Origin of the sequence: Vibrio lentus, assembly GCF_002875945.1 — a bacterium.
Classification (GTDB): domain Bacteria; phylum Pseudomonadota; class Gammaproteobacteria; order Enterobacterales; family Vibrionaceae; genus Vibrio; species Vibrio apostichopi.
The window spans coordinates 1-19,556 of record NZ_MCZK01000113.1 but is presented as its reverse complement, the minus strand read 5'-3'; the positions used below and the strand labels follow the sequence as shown (position 1 = coordinate 19,556).

At 44.8% G+C, this 19,556-nt stretch carries 20 protein-coding genes and 1 pseudogene; 2 read left to right on the top strand and 19 right to left on the bottom strand.

Features of this window, described 5'->3' with window-relative positions; genetic code table 11:
* Window positions 1-205: 205 nt before the first annotated feature.
* Window positions 206-1,459, top strand: a complete 1,254-nt coding sequence (locus BCT49_RS11400) for an outer membrane protein transport protein (protein ID WP_004736040.1) — start codon at window positions 206-208, stop codon at window positions 1,457-1,459.
* A gap of 296 nt (window positions 1,460-1,755) precedes the next feature.
* Window positions 1,756-3,045 (top strand): outer membrane protein transport protein, encoded by a 1,290-nt coding sequence (locus BCT49_RS11395; protein WP_102435303.1) that lies wholly within the window; start codon window positions 1,756-1,758, stop codon window positions 3,043-3,045.
* A 95-nt stretch (window positions 3,046-3,140) separates the two neighbouring features.
* On the opposite strand, the gene BCT49_RS11390 is transcribed toward BCT49_RS11395, so the two are convergent.
* The 19 genes and pseudogenes from BCT49_RS11390 to BCT49_RS11300 all read right to left on the bottom strand — a co-directional run.
* Window positions 3,141-3,926, bottom strand: coding sequence for an MlaA family lipoprotein (locus tag BCT49_RS11390; protein ID WP_102435302.1), 786 nt, complete (start codon window positions 3,924-3,926; stop codon window positions 3,141-3,143).
* A 203-nt stretch (window positions 3,927-4,129) separates the two neighbouring features.
* Window positions 4,130-5,350, bottom strand: a complete 1,221-nt coding sequence (gene ccmI, locus BCT49_RS11385; RefSeq protein WP_102435301.1) for a c-type cytochrome biogenesis protein CcmI — start codon at window positions 5,348-5,350, stop codon at window positions 4,130-4,132.
* Complete coding sequence (locus BCT49_RS11380) at window positions 5,350-5,838, bottom strand: cytochrome c-type biogenesis protein (protein WP_065104891.1); 489 nt, start codon at window positions 5,836-5,838, stop codon at window positions 5,350-5,352. The genes ccmI and BCT49_RS11380 overlap by 1 nt, the downstream gene beginning before the upstream one ends.
* Window positions 5,835-6,386, bottom strand: coding sequence for a DsbE family thiol:disulfide interchange protein (locus tag BCT49_RS11375; protein ID WP_102435300.1), 552 nt, complete (start codon window positions 6,384-6,386; stop codon window positions 5,835-5,837). The genes BCT49_RS11380 and BCT49_RS11375 overlap by 4 nt, the downstream gene beginning before the upstream one ends.
* Window positions 6,387-6,391: 5 nt before the next feature.
* Window positions 6,392-8,362, bottom strand: a complete 1,971-nt coding sequence (locus BCT49_RS11370; RefSeq protein WP_102435299.1) for a heme lyase CcmF/NrfE family subunit — start codon at window positions 8,360-8,362, stop codon at window positions 6,392-6,394.
* Window positions 8,359-8,841, bottom strand: coding sequence for a cytochrome c maturation protein CcmE (gene ccmE / locus BCT49_RS11365; protein WP_017076805.1), 483 nt, complete (start codon window positions 8,839-8,841; stop codon window positions 8,359-8,361). The genes BCT49_RS11370 and ccmE overlap by 4 nt, the downstream gene beginning before the upstream one ends.
* Window positions 8,838-9,044 (bottom strand): heme exporter protein CcmD, encoded by a 207-nt coding sequence (ccmD, locus tag BCT49_RS11360; RefSeq protein ID WP_102435298.1) that lies wholly within the window; start codon window positions 9,042-9,044, stop codon window positions 8,838-8,840. The genes ccmE and ccmD overlap by 4 nt, the downstream gene beginning before the upstream one ends.
* A gap of 14 nt (window positions 9,045-9,058) precedes the next feature.
* The gene (locus tag BCT49_RS11355) at window positions 9,059-9,799 is read right to left on the bottom strand and encodes a heme ABC transporter permease (RefSeq protein WP_102435297.1); all 741 of its coding nucleotides are present in this window, start codon (window positions 9,797-9,799) and stop codon (window positions 9,059-9,061) included.
* A gap of 148 nt (window positions 9,800-9,947) precedes the next feature.
* A complete protein-coding gene (gene ccmB, locus BCT49_RS11350) occupies window positions 9,948-10,616 on the bottom strand; it encodes a heme exporter protein CcmB (RefSeq protein WP_102435296.1) in 669 nt (222 codons plus the stop codon).
* 1 nt (window position 10,617) lies between these two features.
* Window positions 10,618-11,235 carry a cytochrome c biogenesis heme-transporting ATPase CcmA gene (ccmA, locus tag BCT49_RS11345; RefSeq protein WP_102435295.1) on the bottom strand — a complete coding sequence of 206 codons (618 nt, stop codon included), beginning with the start codon at window positions 11,233-11,235 and terminating at the stop codon, window positions 10,618-10,620.
* 280 nt (window positions 11,236-11,515) lie between these two features.
* Entirely contained in the window at window positions 11,516-12,025 is a 510-nt protein-coding gene (locus BCT49_RS11340) for a DUF2802 domain-containing protein (RefSeq protein WP_102435294.1), read from the bottom strand.
* Window positions 12,025-12,519: a chemotaxis protein CheW gene (locus BCT49_RS11335; RefSeq protein ID WP_004736225.1), complete on the bottom strand. Its 495-nt coding sequence runs from the start codon at window positions 12,517-12,519 to the stop codon at window positions 12,025-12,027. Before BCT49_RS11335 ends, BCT49_RS11340 begins: the two co-directional genes overlap by 1 nt.
* 72 nt (window positions 12,520-12,591) lie before the next feature.
* Entirely contained in the window at window positions 12,592-13,659 is a 1,068-nt protein-coding gene (locus BCT49_RS11330; RefSeq protein ID WP_102435293.1) for a chemotaxis protein CheW, read from the bottom strand.
* Window positions 13,646-14,428, bottom strand: a complete 783-nt coding sequence (locus BCT49_RS11325; protein WP_102435292.1) for a ParA family protein — start codon at window positions 14,426-14,428, stop codon at window positions 13,646-13,648. The genes BCT49_RS11330 and BCT49_RS11325 overlap by 14 nt, the downstream gene beginning before the upstream one ends.
* A 10-nt stretch (window positions 14,429-14,438) precedes the next feature.
* Window positions 14,439-15,563: a protein-glutamate methylesterase/protein-glutamine glutaminase gene (locus BCT49_RS11320; protein ID WP_102435291.1), complete on the bottom strand. Its 1,125-nt coding sequence runs from the start codon at window positions 15,561-15,563 to the stop codon at window positions 14,439-14,441.
* 13 nt (window positions 15,564-15,576) lie between these two features.
* Window positions 15,577-17,772, bottom strand: a complete 2,196-nt coding sequence (locus BCT49_RS11315) for a chemotaxis protein CheA (protein WP_102435290.1) — start codon at window positions 17,770-17,772, stop codon at window positions 15,577-15,579.
* Window positions 17,773-17,781: 9 nt separating this feature from the next.
* On the bottom strand, window positions 17,782-18,513 hold the full coding sequence (locus tag BCT49_RS11310) for a protein phosphatase CheZ (protein ID WP_017104842.1): 732 nt from the start codon (window positions 18,511-18,513) through the stop codon (window positions 17,782-17,784).
* A 114-nt stretch (window positions 18,514-18,627) separates the two neighbouring features.
* On the bottom strand, window positions 18,628-18,996 hold the full coding sequence (cheY, locus tag BCT49_RS11305) for a chemotaxis response regulator CheY (protein WP_017104841.1): 369 nt from the start codon (window positions 18,994-18,996) through the stop codon (window positions 18,628-18,630).
* Between the two features lie 42 nt (window positions 18,997-19,038).
* Window positions 19,039-19,539: pseudogene (locus tag BCT49_RS11300) on the bottom strand (RNA polymerase sigma factor FliA); the annotation flags it as partial.
* Between the last annotated feature and the right edge of the window lie 17 nt (window positions 19,540-19,556).

Here is a 19,556-nt window from a genome sequence, read left to right as displayed (position 1 = left end):
CCATCAATACCTCTAGAGTTAAAACTCTAAAAAGAAGCATTTCCCACCATTTTCGTGTCAGATAGGCGTCATTTCCATAATTTTATCCTCAAAATTTCCAATGGTCGGATTTGTATATCGTATACTTCCGAATAGGATCAGCCACCATTGAGCAATTGCTCAAATTAATCGCCCTGTAGAGGCGGATATATAAAGGAATAAATGAATGACTACCAACAACACGCGTCTGTTTAAAAAGTCTCTTTTAGCAGTAACAATCACACTGGCGTCTTCGCAAGCGATGGCAGCAGGTTTCCAACTTAACGCACAATCAGCAACCGGCCTTGGTCGTGCTTTCGCTGGTGATGCAGTAATCGCAGATAACGCGTCAGTAATGGCTCGTAACCCTGCAGCAATGGCACTGTTTGACAAAACTGAGCTCTCTCTTGGTTTTGAAACTATCACAACTGACATTAAGGTTTCTGACGCTACTTACACTTCAGCAATGAACCCTGTAGGTACTCCAACATCATCAAACTACGATGACGCTGGCGGCACATCAGTTGCACCTAACATCCACCTTATCGTTCCTGTAAACGAGAAGTTTGCTTGGGGTGTAAACGCATACTCTAATTTCGGAACATCTACAGACTTTGGTAACGATTTTGCTGCTTCAGAGTTTGGTGGTGAGACTGACATCATGAGCCTTAACTTCGGTCTTGCTGGTTCATACCGCTTGAATGACCAATGGAGCTTTGGTGCTGGTCTTGATCTAATTTATGGTAAAGGTACGCTAAAACGAACAACAAGCACTTCAGTTACTCCTGGTGGTAATTCACCTCTTGATGGTCGAAGCCTTGTTGATATCGATGGTGCAGACGGTTGGGGTGTAGGCTTCAATGTAGGTACAGTTTACGAACTGGACGAAAACAACCGCTTTGGTTTATCTTACCGTTACAGCCCTGAGATCACAGCTGAAGATGATAAAGGACAAGAGATCACTCTTCCTCTACCAGATATGGCGGAGTTCTCTGGTTTCCACAAACTTAAAGATACTAAGTTTGCCGTACACTACTCTCTACAGTGGGTTGGTTGGAAAGCATTTGACAAGATCGATTTTGGCGGCTCAGCAAATGCACTACCTGACGCTCCGTACGAGTGGAAAAACGCTGGTCATATCTCAGTTGGTACGACTTACTACTTGAATAACGATTGGGATCTACGTGCTGGTTACATGTATGACATCGCAGCTCAAGATGATCTGAAATCAGTGTCTGTTCCAGATTCTGACCGTCAATGGTTCTCTGCTGGTTTTACATACCATATCGACACTGCGTCTAACGTTGATTTCGGCTTCACTTACTTACTAGGTGAAGACGTTAAAAACGTAAACGAGAGCTCTCCTCTTGGTACGTCGATTTCTGCAACAACACGCGCTGATGCAATCCTACTAGGTCTGCAGTACAGCCGTAGCTTCTAATATAATCGAAGTTAACAATCCCAAAGGGTCGCATTATGCGACCCTTTTTTGTTGCCTAAACCACTGACTGGTATCGATTTAGGCTTACAGCTGTAGCCTGCAAAGGCAAAATACGCCTACAAGTGTACGCTCAAATTTCGCAACACAGCCGAAACATTCAGACTATTTACCTAATAATCAGTCACATTTGATCATTAAATCCCTAAAACACTGTTTTATTCGAATTTCATTTTTAAAGTAATAACTCTAAACGTAGAATCACGCCACTAAATACTTATGATTCAGCGAACATAATAATGAAAATGAATAAGACTCTTCTATCTGCTGCAGTGGCAGTTGGACTACTTTCGACTTCTACCGTGACTCAAGCGGCAGGTTTTCAACTAGCAGAATACTCAGCAACAGGTCTTGGCCGAGCGTACGCTGGTGAAGCTGCAATGGCAGACGGTGCGGATGCTCAATGGCGTAACCCTGCAATGCTGACTTACCTAGAAGGCACACAAGTTTCTGTTGGTGCTATCTATGTTGACCCAAACATTGATATCGACGGTACCTCTACAACACCTCGTGGTACAACGACTTCAAATTCTAGCGATTTTGCACACAGCGCTGTAATTCCAAACTTTTATGTTTCTCATAAGTACAACGACAAGTTTGCATTGGGCTTCGCTGCTGGCACTAACTACGGTATGGAAACAGACCTAGGTACAGACTTCGGTGGTGCGAACCACGGTAACGAAGCAAGTGTTACGACAATGGAGCTAAACTTAAACGCGGCTTACCAAGTACTTGAAAGCGTATCTATTGGTGGTGGTGTTCGTTACATCATGGCTGAAGGTAGCTTTGGTGCAGTATCTACAGCAAACTCTCTAGTTCCTTTACCTGCAGGCACTGCTTTAAAATATATGGAAGGCGATGATACGGCTTGGGGTTGGCAAGTGGGTACTGCATGGCAGATCAATGAAAGCAACCGCCTAGGCTTTACCTACAAATCAGAAGTAGATCTAACTCTAGAAGGTCATGCGAAAGGGTTTGCTTTCAACCAAGCAAACCCTAATGCGCACAAACCTGGTTCCATGGATCTTGCTCTTCCTGCAACCGCAGAGCTTGCGAGTTTCCATCAATTGACAGAGAAAGTCGCGGTTCACGCGAGCATTAACTGGACTAACTGGAGCAGCTTCAAAGAGCTTGTTGCTGATTTCCCAACAGAATCAGTGTCAATCAAAGAAGAGAACTGGGAAGACAACTACCGTTTTGCGATAGGTACGACTTACCAAATGACGCCTAAGTTAGCTTTACGTTCTGGTATTGCATACGATACTTCAGCTGTAAGTGAAGAGCACCGTACAGCAACAATTCCTGAGACAGACCGTACTTGGTTAAGCATTGGTGCTGGTTACCAGTGGTCAGAGCAACTAACTCTAGATGCGGGCTTCACTTACATTCTAGCGAAAGACGCTAAAATGCATGAAACAGACCCGGGCACACCACAAGCACCTGGGGCAGATTACTTTGGTGGCAGCTTCGAAGGTGAAGTGACAGGTAGCATCTGGTTAGTAGGTATCCAAGCTAACTACCGTTTCTAATCTGTCTGACTTAATCTAAAGTCATAAACATAAAAAAGGCTCGATGTTATCTCAACATCGAGCCTCTCTTTTATCAGCAATTCAGCTTGTTATATCTAGTAATCTTCTAAATACCCATCAATGAAATCTTCTTCATCAAGATCGATTTCTTCAGGCTCGATCTCGGCTTTAAAGTCACGACGTTGAATATAAACATCTCTTGTTAACGCATATGGATCTGGTGAATCGTCTAGCAACGCTTCTTGTGACACTAACTGAGCACGAGTTTCCATGCCTTCGAATGCCCACTTACCTAAACTCGCCCAAAAGCTAATTAATGACAAAGGTACATACAAGCTATCCACTTGCTCGGTCACTTCACGAGTCGTAATAGGACCATAACCCGGTACCATAAAGTAAGGACCATTCCCTACCCCGTAGTGACCAATCGCATCAGAAAACGACTTATCGTCATACTTGGTGATACCCGCTTCGCTAGCAATATCAATCAAACCCAACAAACCAAATGTTGAGTTAATCCAAAAACGGTTGAAATGATCGAGTGCTTTCTCGCCATTACCCATGAATAAGTTGTTCACCATGCTTGCGGGTTCGTCTAAGTTGGCCAAAAAATTGGAGATACCCGATCGAACGGGTACAGGAGTGTAACCAACATAAGCGAGAGATACAGGGCGAACTAAATAAGGGTCTAGATATTCGTAATTGATGTCCCACATCGCTCGGTTGAATCCTTCGAAAGGATCATTCGGATGGGACTCTTCGACGTATTCAGAGGTTTCGAGGTTATCATCGTTAGTGCTTTCGTCTGGTGCGCTAGAACAGCCCACCGTTAAGCTTGCGATAAAGAGTAAACTCGAGAGTCTTAAAACACTGACAGACATATCACCTTTTCCATAAGGAATAATAATACCAATCGTAGTAAATAACTGTTCGACCTAGCTTGTTGAAACGCTCGATAACGTCGTTAGAAACTGTGATTGGTATAGGAATAAAAAAGGCCAGCAATCGCTGGCCTCAATTGTTTGCGTAAGTCTATACCGTTTGTCACTAAATCGGAATAGCTAACACTTATGCAAAGAGATGATTAATATTGTTTATTGATATCAATGGTCACTGGAGCACCCAGTTCAACCACTTCACTTTCACCGTACCAATCACCGTCACGTGTAGAAACGTTGCCGTCTGTATCAAGCCTAGCTCTAACCATCAGAGTTTCAAGGCTAGACAGTTTCTGGCCTTCCATCATGCTATTGCCGTCGTCAAGGACAACAGTGCGTGGGAAAGTGCCCAATGGGTAGCGAGCAGCTGCAACAGGCATCGGCGACCCATCCGCTCTGTGCACTGAAACAACCAGTACAGACTTAGGATCAACATTGACATCGCCAGCCAGTTCAAGTGTTACTGCAACACTCTTACCTTGATCAACGCCCATGGTATCGTCCATTTTCTTCTGTGCGCTTTCGATGCTGCGTGACAACATTTCGTAGCGACTGTCTTGTGGACCAATCATCTGTTGCATGATACTCCAGTACTTAACCGCACCAGGATAATCCTGACGTTCAAACGAATCGAACGCTAGTAACGAGAACACACGAAGGTCAACGTAATCATTTTGAATCAAGCGGCTCAAAATCAGACGAGCTTGGTTTTGATCGGCTTCATCCGGAGAAAGCATCAACGCTTGAGCGAAACCTAACTGAACATCTTCATTCTTAGGTTCAAGTTTGTAAGCTCTTTCCATTGAATCTTTCGCTGTTTCAGCATCACGATTTGCTAATGCGATACGACCAAGCAGTAACCAACCTGTAGAGTCTTTCGGTTGATAGTGCAGACGAGTACGAAGAGCCAACGTTAGGTCTTCCAATTCATCATCCGTTAGCGCACCACCTTCTGATGACATCAACTTTTTAGACAATGCAGGAAGATTCGCGCTCACTTCTTGCCAATGCTGTACCTTATCTAATGCACCAAATTTAAAGTACATACCGTAGGTAACAACCAAAACAAGAATCACTGATGGTACAACTACGCCAAGCGTAGAGATTTGTGTCTTCTTGATTTTTTCTTGTGTTGGAACATCATCAAGTAGCGACTGTTTTAAGTCAGCGATCAGTTCTTGTTGGTTATCAACAAGGCCTTCTTCCGCTTCTACTTCTAATTCAACTAAGCGATCTTTATAGAAGGCTTTATTCAACTCATCGCGAAGCACTTCATCGTTGTTTTCCTTCTTGTTCAAGAAAGGCAGAACAATCAATAAAACTGCGGCTAGCGAAAGGACAATTGTAGAAATCCAAAATAGAGTCATTACTGTTTATCTCCGTCGTTCTCTTCGTCGAGTAACGCTTTTAAACGTGCTTCTTTGTCTGCATCCCAGTCTTTATTGGACTCTACTGCTTTTGACTTTGACTTTCTGCTTCGTAAAACAATCAAACCAAAACCTAATACAACAACCGCAAACGGGCCAACCCAAAGGATCGATGTCGCTAAGGTAAGTGGCGGGTTGTACGTTACAAAGTTACCGTAACGAGCAATCATGTAATCAATAATTTCTTGCTCAGACTTGCCATCTTTTGTCATCTCATACACTTTTTGACGCAAGTCGACTGCAAGTTCCGCGTTCGAATCACCAATCGTGTTGTTCTGACATTTTGGGCAACGAAGCGTATTGCTCAAATCTTTAAATTGTTGCTCTTGATCGACCGTATCAAACTCATGAAATTCGATAGGGGCAGCCGTTACCGACGCAGAGATAGCGAACGTGGCGAACAATGCTACAAGTGTTTGTTTAATCATTTCGCCTCCTCCAATAACTCTTGATACATCGGCTGAAGTGTCGATGCCCAGTTTGTTGGGTTAACATCACCAACATGGCGGTAACGAACAACACCATTAGCGTCAATTAGGAACGTCTCTGGTGCGCCATACACGCCAAGGTCTAGACCCAGCATGCCATTTCCATCGAACAAGCTGATTAGGTAAGGATTACCTAACTCGTTCAACCAACCTACCGCTTTGTTGCGATCATCTTTGTAGTTAAGACCAATAATCTTAACGCCTTGATCAGCTAGCTTATTCAAGTAAGAGTGCTCTGCATAACAAGTCGGACACCAAGTCGCCCAAACGTTAAGCAGCAGTGGCTCGCCTTTAAAGATAGCTTGGTCATGGAACTTACCAGGTTGCTCTAAGTCTTCTAAACCAAACTCAGGAACGGGCTTACCAATCAATACCGATTCCAGTTTAGTCGGGTCATCACCCGACTGGTTACGCATCAATTGAGTTGCAAAGATTCCAGCTAGAACCATGAACGCAATCAATGGAATGAATAAAATCTTCTTGTTCATTCGAATTATGCCTCTTGCTCTTCAGCCGACTTTTTCGTTGGCTTACGGAAACGGTAACGACGGTCACTGATTGCAATTACACCACCAATCGACATGATCAAAGAACCTGCCCAGATCCAACGTACAAACGGTTTGTAGTAGATGCGAACTGCCCAAGATTTGTTGTCGTCTAAACGCTCACCCATTGCGATGTATAAGTCACGCGTTACGCCACGATCAATCGCCGCTTCAGTCATCATAGACTTAGCAGTGGTGTAGAAACGTTTTTCAGCGTGAAGCGTGTTGATGTATTTGCCTTCTTTGGTAATTTCAAAGTCAGCGATGTAACCATCGTAGTTAGGGCCATCTTTGTCACGAACACCTGTAAATAGGAAGTCGTACTCTTCAAGCTGGTAGCTTTCGCCAGGTGCCAGACGAACATCACGTTCAATACTGTAGTTTTGCACCATCGCGATACCGATCACTGTTACAGCTAAACCAATGTGACCACAGATCATCGCCCAGTGGCTACGAGGCAGTTTAGTTAGGCCTTTCATAAAGGTATGACGGTGAGTTGCACGCTCATGCAGCTCAAAGCCGTGCATGAAGAAGATCCAGAACGCCATTACCCAACCGGTATAAGCCGTACCACTGAAGCGGTCAGCCAGCAGGGTTACCATTAGCGCGCTTAAACCTAACGAGAAAATACCCGAAACTAACATTGGTTTAATAAGCTTAGACAGGTTGTCACGCTTCCAACGGATAAGTGGACCGATACCCAATAGGAAAGAGAACGGGATCATTAACCAGAAGAACAACATGTCAAAGAATGGTGCACCGATTGAAACCGATCCTAGACCTAACTGCTTATGAACGAGTGGCAGCAATGTACCCACTAACACAACCACTAACGCAGCAATCAATAAGATGTTGTTACCGAGTAGCGCATTTTCACGAGACACTAAATCAAAATTACCGCGGACACGAACCGATGCGCCTTTAACAGCGAACAGCAGCAGTGAACCACCGATAACAAATACTAGGAAGCCTAGAATAAACATACCACGAGCAGGATCCGACGCGAACGCGTGAACAGAAACCAAGATGCCCGAACGAACTAGGAACGTACCTAGTAAACTTAATGAGAACGCAGAAATCGCAAGTAAAACGGTCCAAGCTTTAAACGTGCCGCGCTTTTCTGTTACCGCAAGCGAGTGCATTAACGCAGTACCAGCCAACCAAGGCATAAATGATGCGTTTTCTACTGGATCCCAGAACCACCAGCCGCCCCAGCCAAGTTCGTAGTAAGCCCACCATGAACCTAGTGCGATACCTACTGTTAGGAATAACCAAGCCGCGATTGTCCAAGGACGAGACCAACGAGCCCATGCCGTATCTAAACGGCCACTCATTAGAGAAGCAATAGCAAAAGAGAACGCTACCGAGAAACCTACGTAACCCATGTAAAGCATTGGCGGGTGAATAATCAAACCCGGATCTTGCAATAGTGGGTTTAAGTCACGGCCATCGACAGGGAAGAAAGGCAGCGTACGTAAGAATGGGTTAGACGTTACGATAATGAACAGCAAGAAGCCGACAGTAATCAAACCCATAATCGCAAGTACGCGTGCAACCGACTCTTGAGGCATACCACGGCTAAACGTCGCAACAGCAACTGTCCAACCCGCTTGGATTAGAACCCAAAGTAGTAAAGAGCCTTCGTGCGCACCCCAAACCGCAGTAATACGGTAGTACCAAGGAAGTTGGCTGTTTGAGTTACTTGCAACGTATTGAATCGTAAAATCATTGGTGTAGAACGCGTAACACAGGATGAAAAACGAAATCGCTAGGAATCCGAACATACCCCACGACAACGGTCGTGCACTATTCATCAATAATGTGTTATTTCGAGCGGCCCCATACAGTGGGAGCACACTCAATAGCAATCCAAGCCCTAAGGACAGGATCATGGCAAAGTGGCCGATCTCGGCTATCATTGAGCACTTCCTTCTTTTTGTTCTGTCGAGTACTGCATTGGCTCATGGGTTTTCTTCATTGCTTCAGCAACTTCAGAAGGCATGTACTCTTCATCGTGTTTCGCTAATACTTCGAACGCTTCAATTGTTGTCGCATCTTTTAGAACGCCTTGAGCAACAATACCTTGTCCTTCACGGAAAAGATCAGGAAGAATGCCATCGTATAAAATTGTTACTTTAGGGCCGACATCTTTCAAATCAAAGCTTACACGTAGTGATTCGTTGTCACGGCTTACAGAACCGACTACAACCATGCCACCAATACGCAGGCGTTGACCAACTTCAGGTTTTTTACCGTCTTTACCATTAACAAGCTCAGTTGGTGTGTAGAACAGATCCATGTTCTGGTTAAGTGCATAAACCATCAATCCAACAGTTGCACTGATACCAAAAAAGATCGCTAAGACAATGCCCAGCCTCTTCTTACGTCTTGGGTTCATAGAGTGTTCTCCATATTTTTTGCTGCATCGATACGAGCTTGACGGTCAATCTTCGCTTGTACTTCAGTTAGTAATTGCTTACTACGACGAACACTTACTACCAGTAAGATGATCATCGCGAGGAATGTGATTCCAAATGCACTCCATACATATGAGGCGTAGCCACCCATGGCAAAGAAATCACTCAGAGATTCAAAATACATAATTACCTACCCTACTACGCTTTATCAGCCGCGAGTATACGAACCCACGGACGGTGACTTTCTTTACTGATGATTTCGTTTCTAAAACGAACCATAGTGACGGCACCAAAGAAGAAGGCGAAGCCGAAGATGTTCAGAAGAAGCGGCCATAACATGTCATTTGAAATAGAAGGCTGATCAAACTTAGTAATCGTCGCGCCCTGATGAAGGGTGTTCCACCACTCAACAGAGAAGTGAATAATCGGCAAGTTGATAACACCTACGATAGCCAAAATACCCGCCGCTTTTGCCGCTGTTTTTTGGTCATCAAAGGCGTGGTGTAAAGCAATCACACCCAAATATAGGAATAGTAGAATGAGCTCTGAGGTTAAACGTGCATCCCAAACCCACCAAGCACCCCACATTGGTTTACCCCAAACCGCACCCGTTAATAGCGCGATAAAAGTAAACACAGCACCAATCGGAGCCATTGCCAACGCCGCCATTTCAGACAATCTGACTTGCCATACCAAACCGATAAAGGCAGCAATCGCCATCGACATGTACACGCCCATCGACCAAATTGCAGACGGAACATGGATGTAGATGATTCGGAAGCTATCACCTTGTTGGTAATCTGAAGGTGCAAACGCTAAGCCCCACACCGTACCGACGGATAGACACAATAGCGCTAGGATAGAGAACCATGGCAAAAGTTTACCAGCGAGCTGATAAGACGTTTCTGCTTTGGCATAGGGATGGAGCCATTTCCACATGTTGTAATCTCACTCTTACTTCATATTGCTTACAGCTATTAAAGCTATAATTATAATAATTTTATTTGTCTTGCTTTCAGTTTTACTGACTCTATGAGTCCAATCGACACATTTGGTTCACATTAGCTATACGATAACGGAACCCTAATCAGTTCACACTCACTCTAAGTGCGGCACTGATCGCAAAAGGGGTCAGAGTCATGGCACCCATTAACATCGCCCCAAGCACCGCCAACTGGCCGTTGTACGCAACGCCCAATGCCGCAGCGTCAATCGCTGACGTCGCGAAAATCAAAATGGGGATGTAAAGCGGCAGAATTAACAGGCTTAACAGCACACCGCCCTTCTGAAGCCCTACCGTCAAAGCCACACCAATCGCACCAATAAAGCTCAATGCAGGTGTACCGACCAATAACGTTAAAACAACCGACAGCCAGGTATCGAAATCCAAAGACAGCAATACCGCCAATAGCGGACTAATCAAAATTAATGGTAACCCGGTCAATACCCAGTGTGCTATGACCTTGGACAAGACTACCAACTGCAACGGGATGGGCATCAGCATCATCTGCTCAAGGGCGCCATCTTGAAAATCATCGCGAAACAATCGCTCTAAAGAGAGCAATGCAGAAAGTAAAGCGGCTACCCAAACGATGCCTGCCGCAATGCGCGCAAGTAAGTTTGGCTCTGGCCCAATGCTTAATGGAAAAAGGGTAATTACAATGATGAAAAACCACAGAGGGTTAAAAATATCCGCTTGACGACGAAATGCGATAAGCAGTTCACGTCGAATGATCATTGTCATTGAAGAGATCATATTACTCACCCAACTTTATTTTTCTTAGTTTCGGGCTATCAGCAAACATATCTTGGTGAGTGGTCAATAACACAATGCCACCATTATCAGCATGCTGAGAAAAAAGAGATTCCAGAACTTTCACGCCCTGCTTATCAATCGCAGTCAGTGGTTCATCTAAAATCCATAACATTTGCTTACTCAACCAAAGACGCGCCAACGCAACACGGCGTTGCTGACCTGCAGAAAGTTGACCTGCAAGTACATCCTCTCTTCCCGCCAGACCCACTTGAGTCAGGGCATGATAGAGCTCTTCCTTAGTTGTATCCGCGTTATGAATCGATTGATAAAAACTAAGGTTTTCATACGCGCTCAGTTCGCGCTTAACACCCGTTTGGTGCCCAAGAAACAGAAGGTTTTGATGATAAATGTCTCGACTCGACTCAATAGAGCTACCATCCCAAGAGATAGAGCCTTCATCACGGTCACCTAAGCCAGTGATGATTCTCAGGAGTGTCGTTTTCCCAGTACCGTTACGACCTTCAACTTGAACCAGTTCGCCTGGTTTTAGCTGAAAAGACAACGATTCAAAGAGAACCCTGTCGTCACGAATAGCAGTTAAATTAGAGACTTCTAGCATAGGTAAATTTAGTCGAGTAATGAGAGGGCTATAGTAGCACACCAATAAGGTCACAAAACAGGACTAGGCGTTTTCGAGGGAACAAACTCCGTAAGAAACTGTTACTACCGCATCACAATTTACACATTTTTATTCTTGAAGCAGATATTGCCCTAGATACAAGCACTTATAAACATCGTTCTATAAATAAATCGACAGACATAAAAAAAGAAGCCGAAGCTTCTTTTTAAGAGGAGTACATAATAAACATCTGATTATTAATACTGATTGAGCGCTCAATTTAACGACGTCGAGGTGGCGGCTTACGACCGTGAGAAGAGGGTTGTTCGTCAAAAGATGACGGATTACTTCTTAATGAAGGGATCTTCTCTTTGCCTGCAAGCTTATTCTGCAGAGACATCATTAGCTCAGCTTCCGCTTTCGGCAATTCGCATTCTTCAATCAGTTCGTTGATCCCAGCACCAAGCTGAACCATTTTGGTCGCTCGTGTGTACAAACGACCATCAGTATCAGCGTGTTCGAGTTCAACGATACGCTCATTCAAATGCTTAATCACATCTTGTTGCTCAGTCACTTTTTGACCAAGACCAAGAACAACAGAGCGAACCTCAAGTAATTGCTTACTCGATTTTTGCAGCTCTTTGTCCAAGTTACGAACTTGAAGGCGTGATTGGTCTACCTGTTTTTGAATAGCTCTTTTTACTTTGCTAAGCAAAATCAAGATGAACAACGTAAACACGCCGACACCTGCAATTAACACTGCAGGACTCAAAGGAAGCGCTTCAAACATTACAGGTGAGCCATCTCATCCCATTCGTCTTCGCTTAGTAGTTTGTTTAAATCTACTAAGATAAGCAGCTTGCCATCACGGTTGCTTACACCTTGGATGAACTTAGCACTTTCGTCAGTACCAACACTTGGAGTCGTGTCAATCTCAGAAGAACGTAGGTAAACCACTTCAGCAACGCTATCTACTAAGATACCAATAACTTGACGTTCAGATTCAATAACGATGATACGAGTATTGTCTGTGATTTCACCTTGCATCAAACCAAAGCGAGAGCGAGTGTCGATAACAGTCACAACGTTACCACGTAGGTTGATAATACCTAGAACGTAGTCTGGAGCACCTGGTACTGGAGCGATTTCGCTGTAGCGAAGTACTTCACGTACCTGCATAACATTAATGCCGTAAGTTTCTTCTTCTAGCTGGAATGTCACCCATTGAAGTACTTCATCATTAGTTGGGTCTTTTCTTACTTCAATTTCACTCATATGAGACATATTTAATCCTCTTGCCGTCGTTACCGACCACTATTATTAACTTGATGCTTTTTGTTAGCCTAATGCTTATTACTAGCTTAATGCTTTTACATCTAGCCCTGCGTTTAGCATGGCGATCAATGCTTCGACATGAATCAAAGCACACATTTTTTCTTTTACCATACCAGCGAGCCAAGGCCGTTTCCCTGCCATTTCTCGCCAACGTACTTTATCTGTATTGAGAAGCTCAGTGCCTTTCAGCTCAGTGCCGGCAAGCCCCCACAAGCTTTCTCCAAGCATGACTATATATTGATAGTTTTCTTTGTATTCATCATTCGTTAGTTTCTCAGACATCACCCATTTTGCGGTGTCGACAACATCTAACTGACTCTCTCGGTTTGTTTGCAAACCTAAATACCAAGCAGGCTTACCAATCAAATGGCTGAGCTCTTCAAGGCGATGAATACCACCAAGTTCATCAAGAGGAACCGCGAAAGTTACCCCGTTGACATCAAAATACAGTACCTGAAAATCTTCTGTTCGAGCTGTGCTTTCCCATGATGTAAACCGTTCAATGCCGCCTGATTGAGTTTCAAGCTCAACCTCAGGTTCACTGATCGATTCAATCTCTGGTTCTTCAATGTTCGTTTCGTCTTGCTGATCTTCGACGTGTGACTCTTCAGCTATTGGTGACTCAATTATCGGCTCAATAGTTTGCTCAACAGCCATTGATAAATCAGGCTCAGGGAGATTCCAGTCTTGAATTTCAGGCTCTACAGAAAGCTGAACGGATTCAACAGCAGCATCAAACATTTGCATGTCTGTGTGTTGGGCAATTTTCTGCGTATTTTGATCCATTAACTCATCAAGATTCAGTTCATCAACCACATTCGTCGCTTCTAAGCGGCTCAGCAGTTTTTGTACATCCTCAAGGTTTGGAACCTCAAACTCCGCCTGTCGCAACTCGGCGTAGGTGGAGTAACTTGAACGTTTTGGCTCTGGCTCTGGCTCTGCAGATGATGAGTCATCACTAGACTCGTCAACAAAAAATTCATCAGAATCCAGAACTTCATCGCCTAACAGCGCAGTAAAGTAATCATCAAGTGCTTGCTCACTCGATAAACTTGGTCGCGCCATTGTTGATTCTTTATTCGCGCTCATTTATCGCCAGCCTTTCGAGATAAATAAGCAACTGTTTGTAAGCAAATACACCACGACTACCCGATGCAAAATGAGATGCTGGTAAGCGCTTTAGGCTTGCATCTCTAAACTTAGTGTCAATAGGGACAGCAGATGTCCAAACTTGATTAGGATAATCTTCTTTCAGTTGAGTTAACGTCTGTAATGAAGCCTTGGTTCGCTTGTCATACATCGTTGGTACTACTGTCACTTTAAACGGCGTTTTACGAGATTTTTGCATGATAGTCAAAGTGCGAATCATGCGTTCTAACCCTTTCATTGCTAAAAACTCAGTCTGTACTGGGATCAGGATACGATCACTGGCTGCCAATGCATTCACCATCATCACGCCAAGAATCGGCGGGCAATCGATCAACACATAGTCATAGTCATCTTTCAAAGCGGCAAGCGCACGCTTTAAAATTAACCCCATTCCACTGCGATTACCCATCACACGGTCTAATGTCGCGAGCGACATATGCGCAGGGATAATATCAATGCCTTCAACTTCAGTTTGCAATGTCAAAGGTCTTACCGTCTGAGCAGTAAACTCACGTAACTGAAACAGATCAAACAGACTCGACTCCACCGTATCTGAGTCGTAACCCAGATAAGTGGTCAGTGATGCATGCGGATCGGTATCAACCAACAAAACACGGTGACCTTTCAAGGCAAGTAAGCCTGCCAAAGTCACTGTCGTGGTTGTTTTGCCAACACCACCTTTTTGGTTTGCAACACTCCAAACAATCATGTCGATTTACCTAAGCTAAGCCAACTTCAACCAAGATCCTTTCCGCGATGCGGTCTAGAGGTAGGTCTTCAGTAGAAATGCCAGCTTTTGCTACAGCTTGAGGCATACCATATACAACACAGCTATCTTCGTCTTGCGCCCAAATCGTCGAGCCCGCAGTTTTTAACATACGTGAACCTTCTCGACCATCAGCGCCCATACCGGTCAGTATCATAGACAAGACTTTGTCACCGTAAATCTTCGCAGCAGAGCCGAATGTGACATCCACACAAGGCTTGTAGTTCATTCGGTCGCCGCCATCGATAATTCGTAAGCGAGCAGACCCTGCACGACCATCAACCATCATCTGTTTACCACCGGGAGCAAGGTAAGCCACTCCTGGTTTCAACACATCTCCGTCTTGTGCTTCGCGAACTTCAATCTTACACAAGGTATTCAGTCGGCTTGCAAATGCAGCGGTAAAAGTTGCTGGCATGTGCTGAACTAACACGATCGGATGTGGATAGTGAGCTGGAATGCGAGTCAAAATCTTCTGTAGTGCAACAGGACCGCCAGTCGACGTACCAATGGCAGTTAACTGATACTTTTTACCTGACGCTCTAAATTTTGCAGTCGATGCAACAACAGGCTTCGCAGCAGGCGTTGCCGCTGAAGTGGTTTGACGCAGCGATGAAGCTGTTGACACAGTTGCTGCTGCCGTTGCTCGAGGAGCAACAGGTGTACGGCGCATGAACGCGCGCTTAGCGGCAATTTGAATCACACGCTGTTGAAGCAGAGCGACCGCATCGTCACGGTTTCGAGCGATGTCTTCGAACTTCTTAGGTAAGAAATCCAGAGCTCCGGCATCTAACGCGTCCAATGTTGCTCTAGCACCATCATGCGTTAACGATGAAAACATCAAAATAGGCGTTGGAGACGCGGCCATAATTTCACGAACGGCTGTAATGCCGTCCATGACTGGCATTTCGATGTCCATAGTAATGACGTCAGGTCTAAGCTTCTTTGCTTTTTCAACCGCTTCTTTACCATTTACAGCTACATCGATGACTTCTAGGCGAGCCTCTGAGTTGATGATCTCGCTTACGCGACGGCGGAAAAAGCTCGAATCATCAACGACTAATACTTTAATCGCCATATTTATCCTTAAATTAAATTCTTGATGCTGCAGCGTACTGCTTCAACAAGTCAGGCACATCGAGAATCAATGCAATGTGTCCATCACTTGTAATTGTCGCACCTGCCATACCTGGCGTACCTTGCAACAACTTATCAAGTGGCTTGATAACGACTTCTTCTTGGCCAATCAGCGTATCGACAACAAAGCCAACTCTTTGGCTGCCAAGCTGAACGATAACAACGTGGCCATGTCCTTTGCGTAGTTCAACAATGCCAGCTTTTGGTGCAAGCCAATTTTGCAAGTAGAACAACGGGATAGATTTATCGCGGACGATGATAGTCAACTGGCCATCAACCACGTTAGTGCGGCTAAGGTCTAAGTGGAAAATCTCGTTCACAGAAGCCAATGGCAATGCGAATGGGTGACCCGCAACACCGACCATCAAGGTTGGTAGAATCGCAAGTGTCAGTGGAACCTTGATCGTAATCTTGGTGCCTTGACCCATTTCAGAATCGATATCGATCGAGCCATTCAGTGTATTGATCGCTGTTTTCACAACGTCCATGCCTACACCACGGCCAGAGATATCTGAGATTTGCTCTTTGCTTGAGAAGCCAGGTGCAAAAATAAGATTGAAACACTCTTTGTTTGATAAGCGAGACGCTGCGTCTTCGTCCATCAGGCCACGTTTAACCGCAATAGCACGAAGCTTATCAGGGTCCATACCGCCACCGTCATCAACGATAGCTAATTCAATATGGTCACCTTCTTGCGAGGCAGACAGGATCACTTTACCTGTTTGTGATTTGCCAGCCGCAATACGAGCTTCAGGCATCTCAATACCGTGGTCCACAGAGTTTCTCACTAAGTGAATCAGTGGATCGGCAAGTGCTTCTACTAAATTCTTATCAAGATCCGTTTCTTCACCGCGCATTTCAAGAACAATGTCTTTCTTCAAACTACGAGCAAGGTCGCGGACAACTCGTGGGAAACGACCAAAAACTTTCTTGATCGGCTGCATACGAGTCTTCATTACCGCACCTTGAAGGTCTGCGGTAACAACGTCTAAATTCGAGACAGCTTTCGCCATTTCTTCGTCGTTGCTGTTTAAGCCTAAACTTACCAGTCGGTTACGAACCAATACCAACTCACCCACCATGTTCATGATGGTATCGAGAGTTGATGTATCAACACGAACCGTTGCTTCCGCTTGTTGCTTCTTCGCTGGCGTTTTAACTTCAGCCTTAGCGGGAACATTCGGTTTAGGTTCAGCTTTAGCAGCAGGTTTCGCAACAGCTGGGGTTGCTGGCTTAGGCGTGACTTGTGCTGCAGGTGCAACAGGAGCCGCTGTTACATCAGCAGGCTTAGTTGCAGCATCCAGCTCTTCAATCGACGGGCCATTGCCTGAACCATGTAACTGATCAAGTAACTTCTCAAACTCTTCGTCCGTCATCAGGTCATCGCCTTCAGACATCGCCGAAACTGGAGCAGCAACAGGAGGTGGTGGCGGTGGAGGCGTTGAACTTGCCGCTGTCGGACTATTACCCGCACCGTGCAGTTCATCTAATAACTTTTCAAATTCGTCATCAGTAATATCACCACTGTCAGCAACTGGCTGAGGTGCAGCGGGTGCAGCGGGTGCTGGCGGCGGTGTTGGTGCAGAAGCTGCTGTTGGTGAACCACCTTTACCATGAAGTTCATCAAGTAGGCGTTCAAACTCATCTTCAGAGATATCATCCACTGAAGATGCACTGATGCTAGAGCTTTCGACAACAGGCTCAGGCACAGCAACAATAGGTTCAGGGATGGCAGGTATTGGCGCGACTTCATCAGCAGCCTCTGGTTTGCAGAGACGATGAAGCTCATCCAATAAAGATTGGTCAGCGGGTACTAAAGCTTCCTGATCTTGCACGGCTCGAAACTGTACATTAACTGTATCGAGAGCCTGCAGCATCGTGTCCATCAAGCCTGATGTTACGCTGCGTTGGCCGTTTCTTAGAATGTCGAACACATTCTCAGCACCATGACAAGTATCCACCAGCTCAGTCAATGCTAGGAAACCAGCACCACCTTTTACTGTATGGAAACCACGGAAAATAGCATTTAATAGGTCTTTGTCGTCAGGGTTATTCTCAAGCTCTACCAATTGTTCTGATAGGAGTTCAAGGATCTCTCCTGCTTCGACTAAAAAGTCCTGAAGAATATCTTCGTCTAAATCGTAGCTCATACGTTACCTTTAAAATCCAAGACTGGATAACAAATCGTCGACTTCATCTTGAGATGCCACAGCGTCTTCGCGCGCTTCTGGGTTCATGATTGGACCCTCAGGAGCAATAGATGCTTTCTTCTCTTTTTCTGGAGTTGGCTCTATCTGATTCGCACCGAATACCGTGAGAATCTCCACCAAGCGTCCTTCAACCTCATTTACCAAGGTAATAACTTTGCTAATGATCTGCCCAGTTAAATCTTGGAAATCCTGAGCCATCAAGATTTCAGTCAGTTGTCCACGTAGTTCAGTACTATCGCCTTCTACTTGGACAAGTAATCCATCAATGCGGTGACATAAAGCTTTAAATTGTGCCAGCTCAATGCGGCCATGCATCAGTTCATTCCATTGAGGCCTTACTTGAAGTAAACACTCGTGTAGGTTGTCTGCTATTGGCATACAACGATCGACTGCGTCCATCGTCTTGTTTGCTGCAACTTCCGTTTTATCAATGACATATTGAAGGCGATCCCTAGCATCAGGGATTTCATCATTTGCGATAACGCTGATGCGTTCATCGAAATTGAATTGAGCCAAAGAGTCATGGAGGTCGCGAGTCAGACTACCTATTTCTTGAAGCATTGGATTGTCTTGAAGACTAAAATTGTCTTCATAAATGCTTCTAACAAGAGAATCAGCACCTTGCTGCTCATCGTTTTCAAGCAGCTCTACTAATTTTTTTGCTTGTTCTAATGAAATCATCCTGAGTTCGGCCTTACTCCGCATACTTTGTGACGCTTCGACTATTGAGGTAAACAACACACTTAACCGTGAGTGTTTCTCTAGAAGCGCCTAAAAACAGGTTATTATTGACGCTTATAAGCGATCAAAAATCTTATCAAGTTTCTCTTTCAGAGTTGCCGCTGTGAAAGGCTTCACAATGTAACCATTAACACCTGCTTGAGCAGCTTCGATGATCTGTTCACGTTTCGCTTCAGCCGTGATCATAAGCACTGGAAGGTGCTTAAGTTCTGCGTCTGCACGAACGTGTTTTAACAGGTCAATACCTTGCATACCAGGCATGTTCCAGTCGGTTACCACGAAATCAAATTCGCCTTTTTTCAGCATTGGTAACGCGGTCAAGCCATCGTCTGCTTCTTGAGTGTTGTTGAAACCTAAATCGCGTAGTAGGTTTTTAACAATTCGGCGCATCGTTGAAAAGTCGTCAACAATGAGAATTTTCATGTTTTTGTTCAAATTAGCCTCCACTGAATAAAACCAGTGTTGTTAGTCGTTCTGTGTCCAAGCACTTAACTTAGTGCGTAGACGCTGCATAGATTGGCTCAGTATTTGGCTGACACGAGATTCGCTGACACCTAACACTTCCCCAATCTCTTTTAAATTGAGTTCTTCGTCGTAATAAAGTGAAAGCACGAGGCCTTCTCTTTCCGGAAGTTGTTTTATCGAATCGATCAAAGCTTGGCGGAATGACTCATCAGCAACCCCTTGAAAAGGCGTATTGTCTTGAGAATCTTCATTCGGAGAAATGACATCATCTGAGACGCCTAAATCTTCGATACCGACCAATCTTGAGCAGTTAATATCGGTCAATGCACTGTGGTACTGATCTAAACTGAGCCCCATGTGTTTGGCCACTTCGGCATCACTTGGGTCTCGATTCAGAACACTTTCCAGTTCTGCAATCGCACTGCTGATTTCTCGATTATTTTTGTGAACCGATCTTGGTACCCAATCGCCACGGCGAATGTCATCCAACATAGCCCCGCGGCTCTTCTCCGCTTAGA